Source organism: Erwinia sp. ErVv1 (assembly GCF_900068895.1).
Lineage (GTDB): Bacteria > Pseudomonadota > Gammaproteobacteria > Enterobacterales > Enterobacteriaceae > Erwinia.
Map to the genome: position 1 here is coordinate 1 of NZ_CDPK01000018.1, position 15,956 is coordinate 15,956.

The following is a 15,956-nucleotide window of genomic DNA, read 5'->3' on the forward strand; positions in this document are numbered from 1 at the left end:
GAGCACAATTAAGCTGGTCGAGCTGGGAAGAGACTTCCTCAGCAACAGGATTAGTGTTGAACAGTTTTGCGAAGATATCGTTATCGAACGACGCAAGTTATGGGGGGTTAAAGAGCCGGATAAGGCGGTAGATCGCTGCGGTGGTGAGCTTTTCATGGCCGCTGACTGCTATGACCCTGAACCGGATCGCAGCAAAGGAGAGCTGAATGAGGCCGAATTAAGGGCGGAAGTGAAAGCCCTGCTGGAGCAGTTTAACTTGCTCTGAGCCATCTTCGTTGTGACCTGCCTGGGGCCGTTAGGCCGGGCGGGGTTTATGCGGGTCTGATATAGCTAATTTCATTGACGTACCAGGTTGCCTCGCCGATCGGTGTGTGAACCAGCGCGACATCGCCCACCTCTTTTTTCAGCAGCGCGCGGGCCATTGGCGAGTCGATCGAGATGTAGTCATTACGGCCAAAAATTTCATCATAGCCGACGATGCGAAAGCGCTTAATGTCGCCGTCATCGTTTTCGATCTCTACCCAGGCACCAAAGAAGACTTTACCATCCTGCTGCGGTGAGTAATCCACAATGCGCAGTTGCTCAAGGCACTTAGTGAGGTAACGGACGCGACGGTCGATCTCGCGCAGGCGCTTTTTGTTATATTGATAGTCTGCATTTTCGCTGCGATCGCCAAGGCTGGCCGCCCAGGTGACTTTTTTGGTCACTTCAGGGCGATCTTCCCGCCAGAGAAAGTCTAGTTCCTGCTTCAGCCTGTCGTAGCCTTCGCGGGTGATCAGTTTAGTTTTCATCGTTGGCCCATTTTCTCTGCTGCAATCTCTCAGGTTATTTTGTGGTGTGCTGCGGGCAGATGCAAATTCATTACGGCGTATCGGCCGTGCGTTACTGTTTGTTTGCGTTGATTATTCGTGCCTGCGCTTCTCTGCCTGCGGCCAGCCCCGGTGCTGCTTTTTTGATTCAGGTTAAAGATAAGCTGCTGTTTAATATGCTTTGTAACAATTTCGGCTACAATATAAACCATTATTGACTGTTACATTCAGGCATCTTTTTTAAGAATAATGGCTCAGGCAATTGCGCCTTTGGGAGTAACGAAATGCAAGAAAATTACAAAATCCTGGTCGTAGATGATGATATGCGGTTACGTGCACTGCTCGAACGCTATCTGACCGAGCAGGGCTTCCAGGTACGCAGCGTGGCCAACGCCGAACAGATGGATCGCCTGCTGACCCGTGAGTCCTTTCATCTGATGGTACTGGACTTAATGCTGCCGGGAGAAGACGGCCTGTCAATTTGCCGCCGCCTGCGCAGCCAGAGCAACCCGATGCCGATTATTATGGTTACCGCCAAGGGCGAAGAGGTGGACCGCATCGTCGGGCTGGAAATCGGGGCGGATGACTATATTCCAAAACCCTTTAACCCGCGTGAACTGCTGGCTCGCATTCGCGCCGTGCTGCGCCGTCAGGCCAACGAACTGCCGGGTGCGCCTTCCCAGGAAGAAGCCGTTATCGCTTTCGGCAAGTTCAAGCTGAATCTCGGGACGCGTGAAATGTTCCGCGAAGACGAGCCTATGCCACTGACCAGCGGCGAGTTTGCTGTACTGAAAGCGCTGGTAAGCCACCCGCGTGAGCCGCTGTCGCGCGACAAGCTGATGAATCTGGCCCGCGGTCGCGAATACAGCGCCATGGAGCGATCCATTGACGTGCAGATTTCTCGCCTGCGCCGCATGGTGGAAGAAGATCCCGCTCACCCACGCTATATCCAGACCGTCTGGGGTCTGGGCTACGTATTCGTTCCGGACGGCAGTAAAGCATGAGGCGGATCCGCTTCTCACCCCGTAGTTCCTTTGCGCGCACGCTGCTGCTGATCGTTACCCTGCTGTTCGTCAGCCTGGTAACGACCTATCTGGTGGTGCTGAACTTTGCCATTCTGCCGAGCCTTCAGCAGTTTAACAAAGTGCTGGCCTATGAGGTGCGCATGCTGATGACCGACCGGTTACAGCTTGAGGACGGTACGCAGCTTGAGGTGCCGCCGGCATTTCGTCGTGAGATCTATCGCGAGCTGGGTATCTCGCTGTATACCAATGCAGCGGCGGAAGAGAGCGGATTACGCTGGGCGCAACATTACGAGTTTCTCAGTCAGCAGATGGCGCAGCAGCTGGGTGGCCCGACCGACGTCCGCGTGGAGGTTAACAAGAACTCCCCGGTCGTCTGGCTGAAAACCTGGCTGTCGCCGGATATCTGGGTAAGGGTGCCGCTGACGGAGATCCACCAGGGTGATTTTTCACCGCTGTTCCGCTACACGCTGGCGATAATGCTGCTGGCCATCGGCGGTGCCTGGCTGTTTATCCGCATTCAGAACCGCCCGCTGGTGGAGCTGGAGCACGCCGCGCTTCAGGTAGGGAAGGGGATTATTCCGCCGCCGCTGCGCGAGTACGGCGCTTCGGAGGTGCGTTCGGTCACCCGGGCCTTCAACCAGATGGCGGCTGGCGTTAAGCTGCTGGCCGATGACCGAACGCTGCTGATGGCCGGCGTCAGCCATGACCTGCGAACCCCGCTAACGCGTATCCGCCTGGCAACGGAGATGATGTCGCAGGAAGATGGCTATCTGGCAGAGTCGATCAACAAAGACATTGAAGAGTGCAATGCGATTATCGAGCAGTTTATTGATTATCTGCGCACGGGCCAGGAGATGCAGTTTGAACGGGCCGATCTTAATGGTGTACTGGGCGAAGTCGTGGCGGCAGAGAGCGGATATGAACGCGAAATTGATAATGGCGTGATGCCGGGTGAGCTGATGCTGGACATCAACCCGCTGTCGATTAAGCGCGCAGCCGCGAATATGGTGGTTAACGCCGCGCGCTACGGCAACGGCTGGATCAGAGTCAGCAGCGGCAGCGAGCTTCAGCGGGCCTGGTTCCAGGTTGAAGATGACGGCCCGGGCATCCATCCCGATCAGCTTAAGCACCTGTTCCAGCCCTTTGTGCGCGGCGACAGTGCCCGCAGCACCAGTGGCACCGGCTTAGGCCTGGCGATTGTGCAACGCATTATTGATGCCCATCAGGGGACGCTGGATATTGGGGAAAGCGAACGGGGTGGGCTGCGTATTCGCGCTTATCTGCCTCTGCCTGATAACAGCGCATTACCGCCAGCGGTCAGCAGTAGCTGAATCCTGGTCTTAACCGCAATAAGAGAGGTCGTTTATCCAAACGACCTCTCTTTTTTTACAGCTGGGGTCCGGCGGGGATCAGCGCTTCACCGGCAGGGGTATCGGTATATTTATCGAAGTTTACGATAAACCGCTGAGCCAGATCGCGGGCTTTACCCTCCCACGCCTCCGCGCTGTCGTAAGCGTTTCGGGGGTCCAGGATCTGTGCATCCACGCCCGGCAGGGAAGTCGGCATAGCCAGATTAAAAATCGGCAGGTTCTGCGTCTCTGCATCGGCTAACTGCCCGCTGAGGATAGCGTTGATTATCGCGCGCGTATCCTTGATCGAGATGCGTTTGCCGCTGCCGTTCCAGCCGGTATTGACCAGATAAGCCTCTGCGCCTGCTGCTTCCATTCGCTTCACCAGCACGTCGGCATACTGAGTAGGATGCAGCATCAGGAAAGCCGCGCCGAAGCAGGCGGAGAAGGTCGGTGTCGGTTCGGTAACGCCGCGTTCCGTACCGGCCAGCTTGGCGGTAAAGCCGGAAAGGAAGTGATACTGAGTCTGGTCCGGCGTCAGGCGTGAAACCGGCGGCAGAACGCCGAAGGCATCCGCGGTGAGAAAAATCACTTTCTTAGCGTGGCCCGCTTTTGAAACCGGTTTTGCGATGTTTTCAATATGATTGATCGGGTAGGAGACGCGGGTGTTTTCCGTCTTGCTGCCATCATCATAATCCACTGAACCATCGGCGCGAACGACCACGTTCTCCAGCAGCGCATCGCGGCGTATTGCCTGATAAATTTCCGGCTCGGCCTCGGCAGAAAGCTTAATGGTCTTGGCGTAGCAGCCGCCCTCAAAGTTAAACACGCCGTCGTCGTCCCAGCCGTGTTCATCATCCCCAATCAGCTTTCGCTGAGGATCGGTAGAGAGGGTCGTTTTACCGGTGCCTGAGAGGCCAAAAAAGACCGCCACGTCGCCTTTCTCGCCAACGTTGGCAGAACAGTGCATCGAGGCGATGCCCTTAAGCGGCAGCAGATAGTTCATGACCGCAAACAGCCCTTTCTTCATTTCGCCACCGTACCAGGTACCGCCGATCAGCTGGATACCCTCGGTGAGATTGAAAGCCACAAAGTTCTCAGAGTTAAGACCCTGCTGCTTCCAGTCGGGATTAGTGCATTTCGCCCCGTTCATTACCACAAAATCAGGGACAAAATCGCTCAGCGCTTCATCGTCCGGGCGGATAAACATATTTTTGACAAAATGCGCCTGCCAGGCCACTTCAGTAATAAAACGAACGCACAGACGGCTATCCGGGTTTGCACCGCACCAGCTGTCAACGACAAACAGACGCTTTCCGGAGAGTTGCTGGGTGACTAATGACTTCAGAGACTGCCAGGTTTCGTCGCTGAGCGGCTGATTGTCATTTTTACCCTTGCCCTGATCGTTCCACCACAGCGTATCGCGGGTGGTATCGTCGCGAACGATATACTTATCTTTCGGCGAGCGGCCGGTAAAATCACCGGTATCAACGGCAATCGCACCGGAATTCGTTTCAATACCGCGCTCGTAGCCGGTCAGACCGGGGCGAGTTTCTTCATGGTAGAGCGTTTCGTAATCCGGATTATAAATAATCTCAACCGTATCCGTTATGCCATAAGCGATGAGGTCCTGCGGGGTCAGGTCTCGCATAGTACTGCTCCTTTTCGGCTCTGTTCTGCAAAAGAGTGTAGGATAATTTTTATCCGTTGACCGTGACGGGGCGCGCGCCTGACCGGATCCCGGCCAATACGCACGCGCGCAGTTTACACTTGTCTTGTCGAAGGGAAAGTAGCAGGGTGCAGAAATGAGAGGCAGGGCGTGAATCTTACGAAAAATTAATACATTGCGCCTAAAAATATGCCACCGACTCGGGTAAATTCGATGGCATCATGCGCTTTCAGCCAGGGTGCAGCGGATGCAGAAAAGCGTTAGTGAAGACGGTCACTATCGCCCGCGCCAGCGTCATTGCGGATGGCCGCAATATCTACGGCATCGTAGAGGTAGTTTTTGCCGCAGTAGTCGCAGTGCATATCAATCTTGCCATCTTCAGCCAGCATCTGGTCAACTTCAGCGACGGGCAGGGTGCTCAGAACTTCACCACAGCGCTGATGAGAGCAGGAGCATTTGAAGCAGACATCCTGAGGATCGTACAGCGTCACCTCTTCCTGATTATACAGACGCCACAGCACTTCCTGCGCGGGAAGGTTAAGCAGCTCTTCTGTTTTAATCGTCCCGGTTAAGGTGGTCAGATGCTCAAAGTCATCGGTTTTCGTCTCCTGCGCGGGCAGAACCTGAAGCAGGATCCCTGCCGCGCCCGGCTGACCTTCTGCCTCGCCGGTGCGGATAAACAGACGCGTTGGCAGCTGCTCGGAACGCATAAAATAGTCTTCCAGGCATTCCGCCAGCGTTTCTCCCTCCAGCCCCACTACGCCCTGATAACGCTCACCCTCATCCGGGGAGAGCGTTATTACCAGGTAACCGTTACCCACCATCTCTTTCAGGCTGCTGCCGGGGGCGATATCGCCCTGCATGCGCGCCACGCCGCGCATTTCCTGCTTGTTATTGCCGTTAATCACCGCCAGGTTGAGAGGGCCATCGCCCTGAAGCTGAACGGTAATATTACCGGCAAACTTCAGCGTGGCGGTAAGCAGGCTGGTAGCAACCAGCAGCTCGCCCAGCACCTGTTGAACCGGCTGTGGGTAATCATGCCCGTCGATGATGTCGCGCCAGGTGGTGGAAACGCTGACCAGTTCACCACGCACGGCGTAGTTTTCGAACAGATAGCGGTGCAGTTGGTCTTGATGAGCCATAGTTCTCTCTCGTTAACGACGGGTTATTCGTCGCCGGTATTTTTAAATTTCATTAAGTCCCGGCGCTCTTTTTTATCAGGGCGACGGTCGGGATGAGGCATACTCAGCGCATTCATTTTTCGCGCCAGCGCTATTTTTTCCCGTTTCTCAATACTTTGTGCCGTTTCGGCGTACATCTGCTGGGCTTCTGATGCTGGACGGCGCTGGTCATTGACCAGGCGCACTACCACCGTACGTTCATCATTGCCCTGACGGAGCGTCAGTTCCGCATCGGGCTCAACAATCTTGCTGGGCTTGCTGCGCTGACCGTTATAGTGAACCTTGCCGCCTTCGATCATCTGGCGCGCAGCGGCGCGCGTCTTATAAAACCGCGCGGCCCACAGCCATTTATCGAGCCGAACCGCCTCTGCGGGTTTCTCTTTCATCGCAGCTCCTTTTCGGGAATAACCTTATGTATGGGTGGAAAGCCAGAATTCAAGGCGTGTCTTCAGCGGTTAATTGCTGACGCGGTCGGGCAGGTCAGAAGGGGATCAAGAGACGTGCCACCGTTAAAAATAGCATAAAAGTGGCAGGCTCAGAACTGCGGGCGAAAGCTCTGGGTGCTGTTCAACGTAGGATTGAAGCACTTGTCATAATAATTCTGAATGGCGTTAATCCGCAAGCGGTTGCGGTGCATACGCCGCAGCGCCAGCAGGCTATTAACAATAAAACTCAGCGCGACGACTAACAGCAGCAGGGTTGTTCCCAGATAGCGGAATAGCGTAATGGTATCGGGGGCGCTATGCAGGGCGATATGCCAGGTGCCGTTAGCATCGGTGCTGATGTTAGTCACAATCCCGCTGGCGGAGAAGGGGGTATGCAGCAACATACCCGAAAGACGCTGCAACTCCGGCCACTGATCCGGGGCGTTATAATCAAACAGTGAGATATTCGGAGCCTGCTGGCTAACCAGCTGACGACCTTCGTCGCTGAGGATCAGAAAGCCGCCCGGCGGTGGGCTGTTCAGCGATTCGGCAGCGCGGCGCGTTTCCCGGTAGAAAAACGAAGACGTGGCCGTATTCACCAGATTCTCCAGGGCTTCCGCGCTTACCGGACGCAGCAGCACATTCATGCCGTTTAGCGAACCGGAATCGGCGCGCTGAACCAGCGTTTCCCAGTCTTTGGCATTACCCAGGTTAACCAGCGCGTTCTTCAGCCTCACGCAGTCCTGATCCTGGCTACACAGCTCCTGCGTTCTCAGCACAATGTCCGAAAAGTCATCCAACAGGATCATACCGGACTTTTGAATGGCGGTGGCAAGCTGCGGATTAAGTTTAGGGTCGGGACTACCCTGTGGATGCAATTGAAGACTGGTGGTATTGAGCAGCGCGGTCGCCTTATCAATAATATCTGACTGCGGCTGTGGCAGCGGCGGTGAGTTATTCCAGTACACTGCCGAGCAGTCAAAAGGCATAAACGCATAGCTGCGGTTACCCTGGTAGGTAGTGGGGATGGAGCACATGCCTCTGCCGCTAACTTTCAGACGGTCGCCCACGCGCAGTGGGATTTTTTCCAGATCGTTAACCGAGGTAACCTGAACGCTCTCGGTTCCTTTGAGCCAGGCCATGCTCAGCTTTAACGGCATACTGAGCGGAACCCACGCGATCAGCAGGGCCAGCACCAGCAGGGAACCTGCCGCCAGCACCACGTTTTTGCGCCAGCGCTGAACCGGGAAGTGGCGGACCTCATCCTGTAGCGAAAGAAACCGACCCTGGCGCACGACATGGCGGTTCAGGTAGATATCGACTTCCGTCTCTTTCCCAAAATCGTGGGTAATGTAAGGCTGCCAGTGGGCGGGATAAATCAGGTCGATGATGCCCAGGGAGATATTGCCAATCTGACCCTGATTGGATTCGCCAAACAGACCCCAGCGCTTTGGCGCGCCGCGCAGACAGTGGATCTCACGCAGATCTTTTTCAGAGGGGCGACGATAAAGTGACCAGGCGCTGACCAAAATGATGACCACCGCGGCCAGGTTAAGCCAGGGCATCATGAGCAGCGGGCCAACGAGGCTGACAAAAAAGAGCATCAGCGCGACACCGATAGCGACGGCCTCCCGCGTACCATCAGGTCGGCTAAGCGCATACTCCTCCGGCGTCTCTTTACGTACGCTCAGGAGCTCAATATGCTCACTCTCTTCTTTGCGGATCGACGCATTTTGCGCCAGTGGCCGGGCTGCTGCTGTTGCCATTGCTGGCTGCTCGTAGATGTAGTTCACCAGCGAGTGGCCATTAAGCGAGATTACCAGAGGGATGGTCTGGGTTTTGATCAGTTCGACAAAGTTTTCTTCGGCAATGTATTGTTCCCACTGCGGCGGAAGATGAACCTCAACGGCATCAAGATAGTATCGCCAGTTGTGCGGCTCGTCCGTGGACAACCCGTAGCGGGTTATTGAGCGCGTGACGGGATAGACATTGTTGCTTTGAGAGGTCAGTACCAGCGGATCTATCGCAGGGCTGGCACCGGAAGACAGTGAGGCGTCACGATTTTTAGCCAGTGAGGCGATATAGCGCTCAATGCCTTTACGTTCGTCATCATTCAGTTTACGAAAGAGGGGACTAATGAATGGCAGTGGTTTCGCCAACGGCGGACGATGCCGCATAGCGTACCAAAAGAAACAACCCGCCCCGACTGAGCAGGCCAGCATTACAGCCAATATGATGACTATTGTGCTCATGCTTCCCTCATTCCTGCCACTCTGCTCCCGTCGCTATTCTGGTGGTTACCTGCCTGGTACATATTGCTGGTGATATTGTGGCGGGTTTAGACGGCGCTGGCAATCCGCTGAGTATATAAAAATAGCACACAAAATCATTAAATTAGAATTATATTGTATAAGTCCCGTACCAGATCCTACCAATCTACAGGCAGGGTAAGTATCGGCGTATTCCTATTTTTGACTGATATGATTGACATTTTTTAAATCTTTTCAGTGTCTCGTAAATCATATTTGTTATAACCGCGGAAAATAATCTGTGCAATGATTGGCATACTCTTTTTGCTGCCGCACAATGGGAAGCCGGTAACCTGTACCGACACTCGCGGGCTGTTAAGCCCATTTTTAGGCGTTCCGCTGGGGCCACTATGACCAGACAACTACAGAAACCCGACATCCTTAATGTTGAAGCTGTGGCACGTTCGCGCCTGTTTACCGTCGAGGCCGTAGATCTGGCGTTCAGTAATGGAGCCCGACGCGTTTACGAGCGGATGAAGCCCTCCGATCGCGAGGCCGTAATGATTGTGCCAATCATTGGCGACGATCTGATCCTGATTCAGGAATATGCGGTGGGGCTGGAGTGTTACGAGCTGGGCTTTCCGAAAGGCCTGATCGATCCGGGTGAAACCCCGTTTGAGGCGGCAAATCGCGAGCTGAAAGAAGAAGCTGGGTTTGGTGCGCACAGGCTGGAAACGCTGGCAAAGCTCACCATGGCGCCTTCCTATTTTTCCAGCAAAATGAATATCGTTGTGGCTGAGCAGCTTTACGAAGAGAAGCTGGAAGGAGATGAGCCGGAGCCGCTTCCGCAGGTTCGTTGGCCGTTAAATAACCTGCTGGGTCTGCTGCAGGAACCAGATTTCCGCGAGGCGCGCAACGTCAGTGCGCTTTTCCTGGTTCGTGAATGGCTGGTTAAGCAGGGCCGTCTGCGCTATTAAAGCAGCCCGCCTTTTTGACCTGACGCGGTTAGCGCGGTCAGGAAGGCAGAGGCAGCGTTCAATGCAGGACCATGACACTCCGTTGTCATGGTCCTGCATTAACTCAGAACAGCTCGTGGCTCTGACCGTTGTCCATAAGCGTGGTTCCCACGTCATGGACGGAGTACTCGGTTGGCTGGGTGCCGTTTATAAAGTACTCCTGACGCGTATTCCCGCCGCCGTTAGCCAGCTTGCCGGTACTGCGATCGATAGTCACCGTTACCACGCCTTCCGGCGGCGTCAGCGGCTGTAGCGGAACGCCATCAAGCGCTGCTTTCATATATTCGTCCCAGGCCGGTTGCGCACTCTTCGCCCCTCCCTCATAACCTGAAATTTGATCCTTAATTGCACCGGAAGCGGTGGTACGTCCAAGATCGCGGCGGTGATCGTCAAAGCCAATCCATACCGACGTCACCACGCCAGGTCCGTAACCGGAGAACCAGGCATCCTTGGAGCTGTTGGTGGTCCCGGTTTTACCGCCGATGTCATTACGTTTCAGATCGCGGCCCGCTCGCCAGCCCGTGCCCATCCAGCCCGGTTCACCGAAGATGTTGGAGTTCAGCGCGCTTTTAATCAGGAACGACAGCGGCGTATTGATCACGTGCGGGGCATACTGCTGCTGACCATCCTGCGCGGCCTGTTGTTGAGAAACCTGCTCAAGCTGTGGCTGCGGCACGGCGGTATTGCTACCTACCTGCGAGATAGTCGGATTTTCCACGCTGTCTTCGCTAAGGGCGACGGCCTTTTGCGTATCGCCGTAAATCACCGGCAGATTGCATTCCGGGCAGGCAATTTTAGGTTTCTCTTCGAACAGCGTATTGCCCTGTTCATCCTGAATTTTACTGATGAACCACGGGTCAACCAGGAAGCCGCCGTTAGCCATTACTGAATAGCCTCTGACCATCTGCAACGGTGTGAAAGAAGCTGAACCCAGCGCCAGAGATTCTGTGTGAACGATATTCTGCGCCGGGAAGCCAAAGCGTTGCAGATACTGTGCGGCATAATCAACGCCCATCGCGCGCATTGCGCGAACCATCACCACGTTTTTCGACTGTCCCAGCCCCTGACGTAAGCGGATTGGGCCATCGTAGGTCGCCGGTGAGTTTTTGGGACGCCAGTCGGCGCCTGCGCCAGCATCCCAGCGGGAAATCGGCACATCGTTCAGAATGGAGGCCAGCGTCAGACCGCGATCCATGGCGGCGGTATACAGGAAGGGCTTAATGTTCGACCCGACCTGGCGCAGCGACTGCGTGACGCGGTTGAATTTACTCTGGTTGAAATCGAATCCACCGACCAGCGCGCGAACTGCACCCGTTTGGGGATCCAGCGAAACCAGCGAGGAGTTTACGTCAGGCACCTGCGCAATCCACCAGTCGCTATCGACCTTACGAACCCAAACCTGCTGGCCGGGCCGAACGACATCGGTAACGGACTGAGGCGTACGGCCCTGGACCGTGTCAGATTTATACGGACGCGCCCAGCGCATGCCGGCCAGGCCAAGCGTCACGCTGCTGCCATCGCGCAGGGTGGCAGTGGCCTCCTCACGGGTAGCATCAGTGATAACGGCGGGGATCAGCGGCCCATATATTGGCAGCGCCTTGAGCGTTTTCAGGATTTCGCTATGTCCCCAGCTCTGCTCACCTACTTTCCATAACACGTTAGCCGGGCCACGGTAGCCGTGACGCATGTCATAAGCGATGACGTTGTCCTGCACCGATTTCTGCGCTGCCAGCTGTAGCCTGCGCGTAATAGTGGTAGTGACCCTGAATCCGTCGTTATAGGCGTTTTCGCCGTAGCGTTTGATCATCTCCTGGCGCACCATTTCAGTCAGATAAGGCGCGGAAAAGGCAATTTCAGGTGCATGATAGATGGCGGTAAGCGGGGTGCTGCGAGCCTCTTCATACTGTGACTGGGTAATGTAGTGCTGGTCGAGCATGCGACCCAGCACCACGTTACGGCGCTGCAGCGCTCTGTCATGTGAATAGAGCGGGTTGAACGTTGACGGCGCTTTAGGCAACCCGGCAATCATCGCCATTTCACTCAGGGAAAGCTGATCGACATTTTTGCCAAAATAGACCTGAGCGGCCGCGCCAACGCCGTAGGCACGGTAGCCGAGATAGATTTTGTTCAGATAAAGTTCAAGGATTTCATCTTTACTCATCATCTGCTCAATGCGGATGGCGAGGAAAGCCTCCTTGATTTTACGCATCAGGGTACGTTCAGGGCTGAGGAAGAAGTTTCTGGCCAGCTGCTGAGTAATGGTACTTGCACCCTGGGACGCGTGGCCAGACACCAACGCGATACTGGCTGCACGGAAAATACCAATGGGGTCAACGCCGTGATGCTCGTAAAAACGGCTGTCTTCGGTCGCGATAAAGGCTTTTACCATCACCGGCGGGATCTGCTGCAGTTTTAACGGAATGCGTCGCTTCTCACCGTACTGGGCGATCAGTTCGTTATCGGCGCTGTAGATCTGCATCGGCGTCTGAAGACGGACGTCTTTCAGCGTGGCCACGTCCGGCAGCTGGGGCTCTATATATTTGTAAAGGCCATAGATCGAGCCTGCTCCCAGCAGAATGCAAAGCACTGCAAGGATTAAAAAATACTTTACGAACTTCACCTGATATTTTCCACTTTATGTCGATCGGGCAGTTTATAAACAATCGCGCGGTAGTATAAAGGCAAGCCAGAAGCTTGGATACGTCCTTTTAATCACTGACGATATGGAGATCGCGCCTGATGGCATTTCAGACATGGCAAGTCGGCCTGGATATTCAGAACGGGCAGCTTTGCGCCCTCGGCATTCAGCGCCGTCGCAACGGCTGGCAACTTCGTCACTGGTGGCAACATGCTCTGCCGCAAGATACGTTAACCCACGGGCTGCTGCAACGTCCGCAGGCGGTTATCGATCTCCTGCAACGCTGGCGCAGACAGCTTCCTTACCGTATTTCTCTGCGTGTAGGATTCCCGCCCCAGCTGGTGCTACAGCGCCATATCGACCTGCCGCCTGTCCAGCTACGCGAACCAGAGCGTAGCAGCTATATCACCGCAGCGGCCAGGCGATTTTTCCCAATTGAGCTGGAAAAGCTGGCGTTGGATTACCGGCAGCCGACGGGCAGCGCGTCACAGTTCTGCGTCACCGCTGCCCGGCGTGAGGCGCTGCAAAACTGGCTGGACTGCCTTGAACAGGCGCGGCTTACGCCTCAGGTCATGGAGCTGACCCCGTCCGCGCTTTTTGCGCTGTCGCAAACGCTGTCACTCGATCCCGCCGTGACCCTGATTCATCGACTGGCCGATCACTGGCTATGGTTTGCGCCTCAGCGTACAGGGCAGCGCTGGGGATGGTGTTCGCGCGAAGAGGCCAATGACTTCAGTGCGCTCCGGACACGTCATTTTGCGCAGGAGGCCGCTTTTTATTACAGCACGGTGGAGCAGGATGCGCTGCCTGATGGCGCTAAGTGGCTTAATCCCCTGGATGCGATCCCTCTTAAACAGGCGCCGCTGCCCGTTTACCCGGGTGCGTTTAGCCTTGCGGCGGGGCTGGCGCTGAGGCCGGAGGATAGCTAATGAGCTGGGTCAATTTACTGCCCTGGCGTGCGCAGCGCGACAGAAAGCGGCTACGGCGCGAGTGCTGCCTACTGGCTATGCTGATGCTCATAGAGGTTTTCTTTGCTCTGACCATTGCCGGAAAACGTGCAGAGAACCTCCGGCATGAGAAAACGGTAGCTCTCTGGCACCGGGCGAATCAGCAGGCTACTGAGTTACAAACGCGCACGGCGGCTCGCGTTCAGTATAAGCAGTCGCTGGCGCTGCGCCTCGCTGCCCGGCAGCAAAAGCAGCAGCAGATATCGCGCTGGTATGATTTTCTGCGCAACCTGCCCGACGCGATGCCTGATGAACTCTGGCTGAGCGGACTGAGTAAAACGCTGGATACGCTGGTGCTGATGGGCTTCTGTCGGGAACCGCGTGAAGTAGATGCCTTTCGTCAACGGTTACAGGCTTTAGATCTCTTCCGCCGGGTTGGTACGCAGAGTCTTCGTCGGGATGACAGCGGCCGGATACAGTTCAGCCTGCTGGCCGTGCTGCCAGATAAGCCGCCTGTCGATGATTAATACGCTGCTCTTCCGCTGGATTACCCTGCCCTGGCACTATCGCCTGATGCTGTTTTTACTGCTGGCAGGGGGATTATCCATCGCGACAGACCGGGGCTATAGGGCCCCTGCCGATCGTCAGAGTGCCGCGCTGGCGGCTGAACAGCGTAAAGAGACGCGGCGTTACCCTACGATTCTGCGCAGCATTGCCAGCAGCGGGTCGCTGAACCTGCTGGAGGCGGACATTTCCCAGCTCGAGGCTGCCCTGCTGCCGGTCGAACCAGGCCGACGCTTTTCACTGGTTGCACTGTTGGAAATGGCGGGAGGTGAGCTGCGGCTATGGCAGCCCGATGCCACCGGCGCTGCGCTGGTGCTCAGCCTTAGCTGGCCGCAGGTACAAAAGGTACTGGCCTATTTAAGCGGCCTGCCCGGGGCCGCTGAGCTGCCGCATTTCACCCTGAAGCCTGAGGAAGAGCGGCTACTATTCCACCTGGGGCTGGTACTTAACGATGCAGAATAATGTGCTGCATACCACGCTACGGGCATTGTCGCTACTGATCCTGTTTCTCTCATCGGGTCATGCCGCGCGCGATCCCTTTGTTCCCGTGGGCAGCGATGCCTGCCGGTCACTGCCTGCGCCGCCTCAGCACTGGCAGCTGGCCGGTATCATTGGCCGTGAGGGGGACTACCGCGCGTGGCTGGTTTTTAACCCCGAACGATGGGTGGTGCGAACGCCGGATGAGTGGCTGGATCAGCACTGGCACCTGGACGCGGTTAGCGCGTTGAGTATTACCGTCACTCCGGTGCCTGGGTGTTTGCCGCCGAGGGAAGTCAAACTAAAAGGACGACTTTATGAAATGGCAGATGATCCTGCTACTCCTGTTATGCAGGCCGCTTTACGCTGAACCGGATACGCTCTCGCTGGCTTTTGATCGGGCACCCATCGCGCAGGTGTTGCAGGCGCTTGCCGACTGGCAAAAACTGAACCTGATGGTGGCACCTGGCGTAGAGGGGATCGTTTCGCTTCGACTAAAGGATGTGCCCTGGCAGCAGGCACTGGCGCTGGTGGTGAAAATGAATAAGCTAACCGTAGAGACAGAGGATAATGTGCTGCTGGTTTATCCGGAAAGCTGGCTGCAGGATAATTATCAGCGGCAGAAAGCGCGTCAGGCAGAGGCACAGAGTGCGCTGCCGCTGGAGACGCTGTCGCTCGCGTTGCTGCATGCCGATGCCACGGCGGTAAATAACAGTTTGCAGGCAGGTCGCGACAAACTGATGACGCCGCGCGGCAGCGTGACGGTAGATTTACGTACTAATAGCCTGCTACTGCGTGATACGCAGGCAGCGCTGGACGTGACGCGCCGCTGGGTCAGGGCGCTCGATCAGCCGCTGGAGCAGGTCGAGCTTTCAGCACATATCGTGACCATCAGCGAAGAGAGCCTGCGCGAGCTGGGAGTACGTTGGGGCATGAGCGGTGAAGAGAAGATAAATAGCGCGCTTCGCGCCAGCCAGCTGAGAGTCGATCTGGCCGTGACCAACCCGGCCATCGCGGCAGGCTTTACCGTTGCCCGTCTGAACGGCAGGCTTTTAGATCTGGAGCTCAGTGCGCTTGAGCAGGAGAATAAGGTGGAAATCATCGCCAGCCCGCGCTTGCTGACCTCTCATCAGCAGCCCGCCAGCATTAAACAGGGCACTGAAATACCCTATGAAGTCTCCAGCGGGAGCAATGGTAGTACCACCGTTGAGTTTAAAGAAGCGGTACTGGGGATGGAGGTCACGCCAGTCGTACAGCCAAACGGTCGGATTTTACTCAAGCTACACATCAGTCAGAACGTGCCGGGGAGTATGATGCGCAGTGGTGAGGGGGAGTATCTGGCGATTGATAAGCAGGAGATACAGACCCAGGTTACGCTCCGGGATGGGCAGACCCTGGCTTTAGGGGGCATTTTTCAGCAACACAGTTTGAAGGGGCAGCGGAAAGTTCCGTTAATGGGAAGCATCCCTGTGTTAGGCTCTCTGTTCCGTTACGATTCCACTGAACAAAAGCGGCGAGAATTAGTGATCTTTATCACACCGAAGTTGATTCGTGACGAGTAATGCTTTTTTTGTACCAAACTGAGGAGCCAGGTGCTTTTTTCCCTG

The 15,956-nt window shown here is 55.8% G+C and carries 15 protein-coding genes; 9 read left to right on the plus strand and 6 right to left on the minus strand.

Going from position 1 to position 15,956, the window contains the following annotated elements:
- On the plus strand, nt 1-265 hold a 265-nt coding region (locus A1830_RS18915; protein ID WP_231877669.1), incomplete at its 5' end, for a colicin immunity domain-containing protein.
- Nucleotides 266-311: 46 nt separating this feature from the next.
- Here A1830_RS18915 and greB read toward each other — a convergent pair.
- Nucleotides 312-791 (minus strand): transcription elongation factor GreB, encoded by a 480-nt coding sequence (gene greB / locus A1830_RS18920; RefSeq protein ID WP_067709834.1) that lies wholly within the window; start codon nt 789-791, stop codon nt 312-314.
- Nucleotides 792-1,093: 302 nt separating this feature from the next.
- Here greB and ompR point away from each other — a divergent pair, with 302 nt between their 5' ends.
- Together ompR and envZ are read left to right on the plus strand one after the other, a co-directional pair.
- Nucleotides 1,094-1,813 carry an osmolarity response regulator transcription factor OmpR gene (gene ompR, locus A1830_RS18925; protein WP_001157751.1) on the plus strand — a complete coding sequence of 240 codons (720 nt, stop codon included), beginning with the start codon at nt 1,094-1,096 and terminating at the stop codon, nt 1,811-1,813.
- Entirely contained in the window at nt 1,810-3,165 is a 1,356-nt protein-coding gene (envZ, locus tag A1830_RS18930) for a two-component system sensor histidine kinase EnvZ (protein WP_067709837.1), read from the plus strand. The genes ompR and envZ overlap by 4 nt, the downstream gene beginning before the upstream one ends.
- Nucleotides 3,166-3,220: 55 nt before the next feature.
- Here the strand turns inward: envZ and pckA are convergent, their stop codons facing one another.
- The 4 genes from pckA to A1830_RS18950 all read right to left on the minus strand — a co-directional run bounded on the left by pckA (nt 3,221) and on the right by A1830_RS18950 (nt 8,710).
- Nucleotides 3,221-4,834, minus strand: a complete 1,614-nt coding sequence (gene pckA, locus A1830_RS18935) for a phosphoenolpyruvate carboxykinase (ATP) (protein WP_067709840.1) — start codon at nt 4,832-4,834, stop codon at nt 3,221-3,223.
- Nucleotides 4,835-5,112: 278 nt separating this feature from the next.
- A complete protein-coding gene (hslO, locus tag A1830_RS18940; RefSeq protein WP_067709842.1) occupies nt 5,113-5,994 on the minus strand; it encodes an Hsp33 family molecular chaperone HslO in 882 nt (293 codons plus the stop codon).
- Between the two features lie 23 nt (nt 5,995-6,017).
- On the minus strand, nt 6,018-6,419 hold the full coding sequence (hslR, locus tag A1830_RS18945; RefSeq protein WP_067709845.1) for a ribosome-associated heat shock protein Hsp15: 402 nt from the start codon (nt 6,417-6,419) through the stop codon (nt 6,018-6,020).
- A gap of 149 nt (nt 6,420-6,568) precedes the next feature.
- A complete protein-coding gene (locus A1830_RS18950; protein WP_067709847.1) occupies nt 6,569-8,710 on the minus strand; it encodes an intracellular growth attenuator family protein in 2,142 nt (713 codons plus the stop codon).
- A gap of 407 nt (nt 8,711-9,117) precedes the next feature.
- On the opposite strand from A1830_RS18950, the gene nudE reads away from it, so the two are divergent.
- Nucleotides 9,118-9,684 carry an ADP compounds hydrolase NudE gene (nudE, locus tag A1830_RS18955; protein ID WP_067709849.1) on the plus strand — a complete coding sequence of 189 codons (567 nt, stop codon included), beginning with the start codon at nt 9,118-9,120 and terminating at the stop codon, nt 9,682-9,684.
- A gap of 103 nt (nt 9,685-9,787) precedes the next feature.
- Here nudE and mrcA read toward each other — a convergent pair whose 3' ends face one another.
- Complete coding sequence (mrcA, locus tag A1830_RS18960) at nt 9,788-12,343, minus strand: peptidoglycan glycosyltransferase/peptidoglycan DD-transpeptidase MrcA (protein WP_067709852.1); 2,556 nt, start codon at nt 12,341-12,343, stop codon at nt 9,788-9,790.
- A 119-nt stretch (nt 12,344-12,462) separates the two neighbouring features.
- On the opposite strand from mrcA, the gene pilM reads away from it, so the two are divergent.
- From pilM to hofQ, 5 genes are read left to right on the plus strand one after another with little or no spacing between them, the layout of a single operon-like run.
- On the plus strand, nt 12,463-13,290 hold the full coding sequence (gene pilM / locus A1830_RS18965; RefSeq protein ID WP_067709854.1) for a type IV pilus biogenesis protein PilM: 828 nt from the start codon (nt 12,463-12,465) through the stop codon (nt 13,288-13,290).
- Nucleotides 13,290-13,835 (plus strand): PilN domain-containing protein, encoded by a 546-nt coding sequence (locus A1830_RS18970; protein WP_067709857.1) that lies wholly within the window; start codon nt 13,290-13,292, stop codon nt 13,833-13,835. The genes pilM and A1830_RS18970 overlap by 1 nt, the downstream gene beginning before the upstream one ends.
- Entirely contained in the window at nt 13,828-14,334 is a 507-nt protein-coding gene (locus A1830_RS18975; RefSeq protein WP_067709859.1) for a HofO family protein, read from the plus strand. The genes A1830_RS18970 and A1830_RS18975 overlap by 8 nt, the downstream gene beginning before the upstream one ends.
- On the plus strand, nt 14,324-14,719 hold the full coding sequence (locus tag A1830_RS18980) for a DNA utilization family protein (RefSeq protein ID WP_067709861.1): 396 nt from the start codon (nt 14,324-14,326) through the stop codon (nt 14,717-14,719). The genes A1830_RS18975 and A1830_RS18980 overlap by 11 nt, the downstream gene beginning before the upstream one ends.
- Nucleotides 14,667-15,911, plus strand: coding sequence for a DNA uptake porin HofQ (hofQ, locus tag A1830_RS18985; protein WP_073981058.1), 1,245 nt, complete (start codon nt 14,667-14,669; stop codon nt 15,909-15,911). Before A1830_RS18980 ends, hofQ begins: the two co-directional genes overlap by 53 nt.
- The last annotated feature ends 45 nt before the right edge of the window (nt 15,912-15,956 follow it).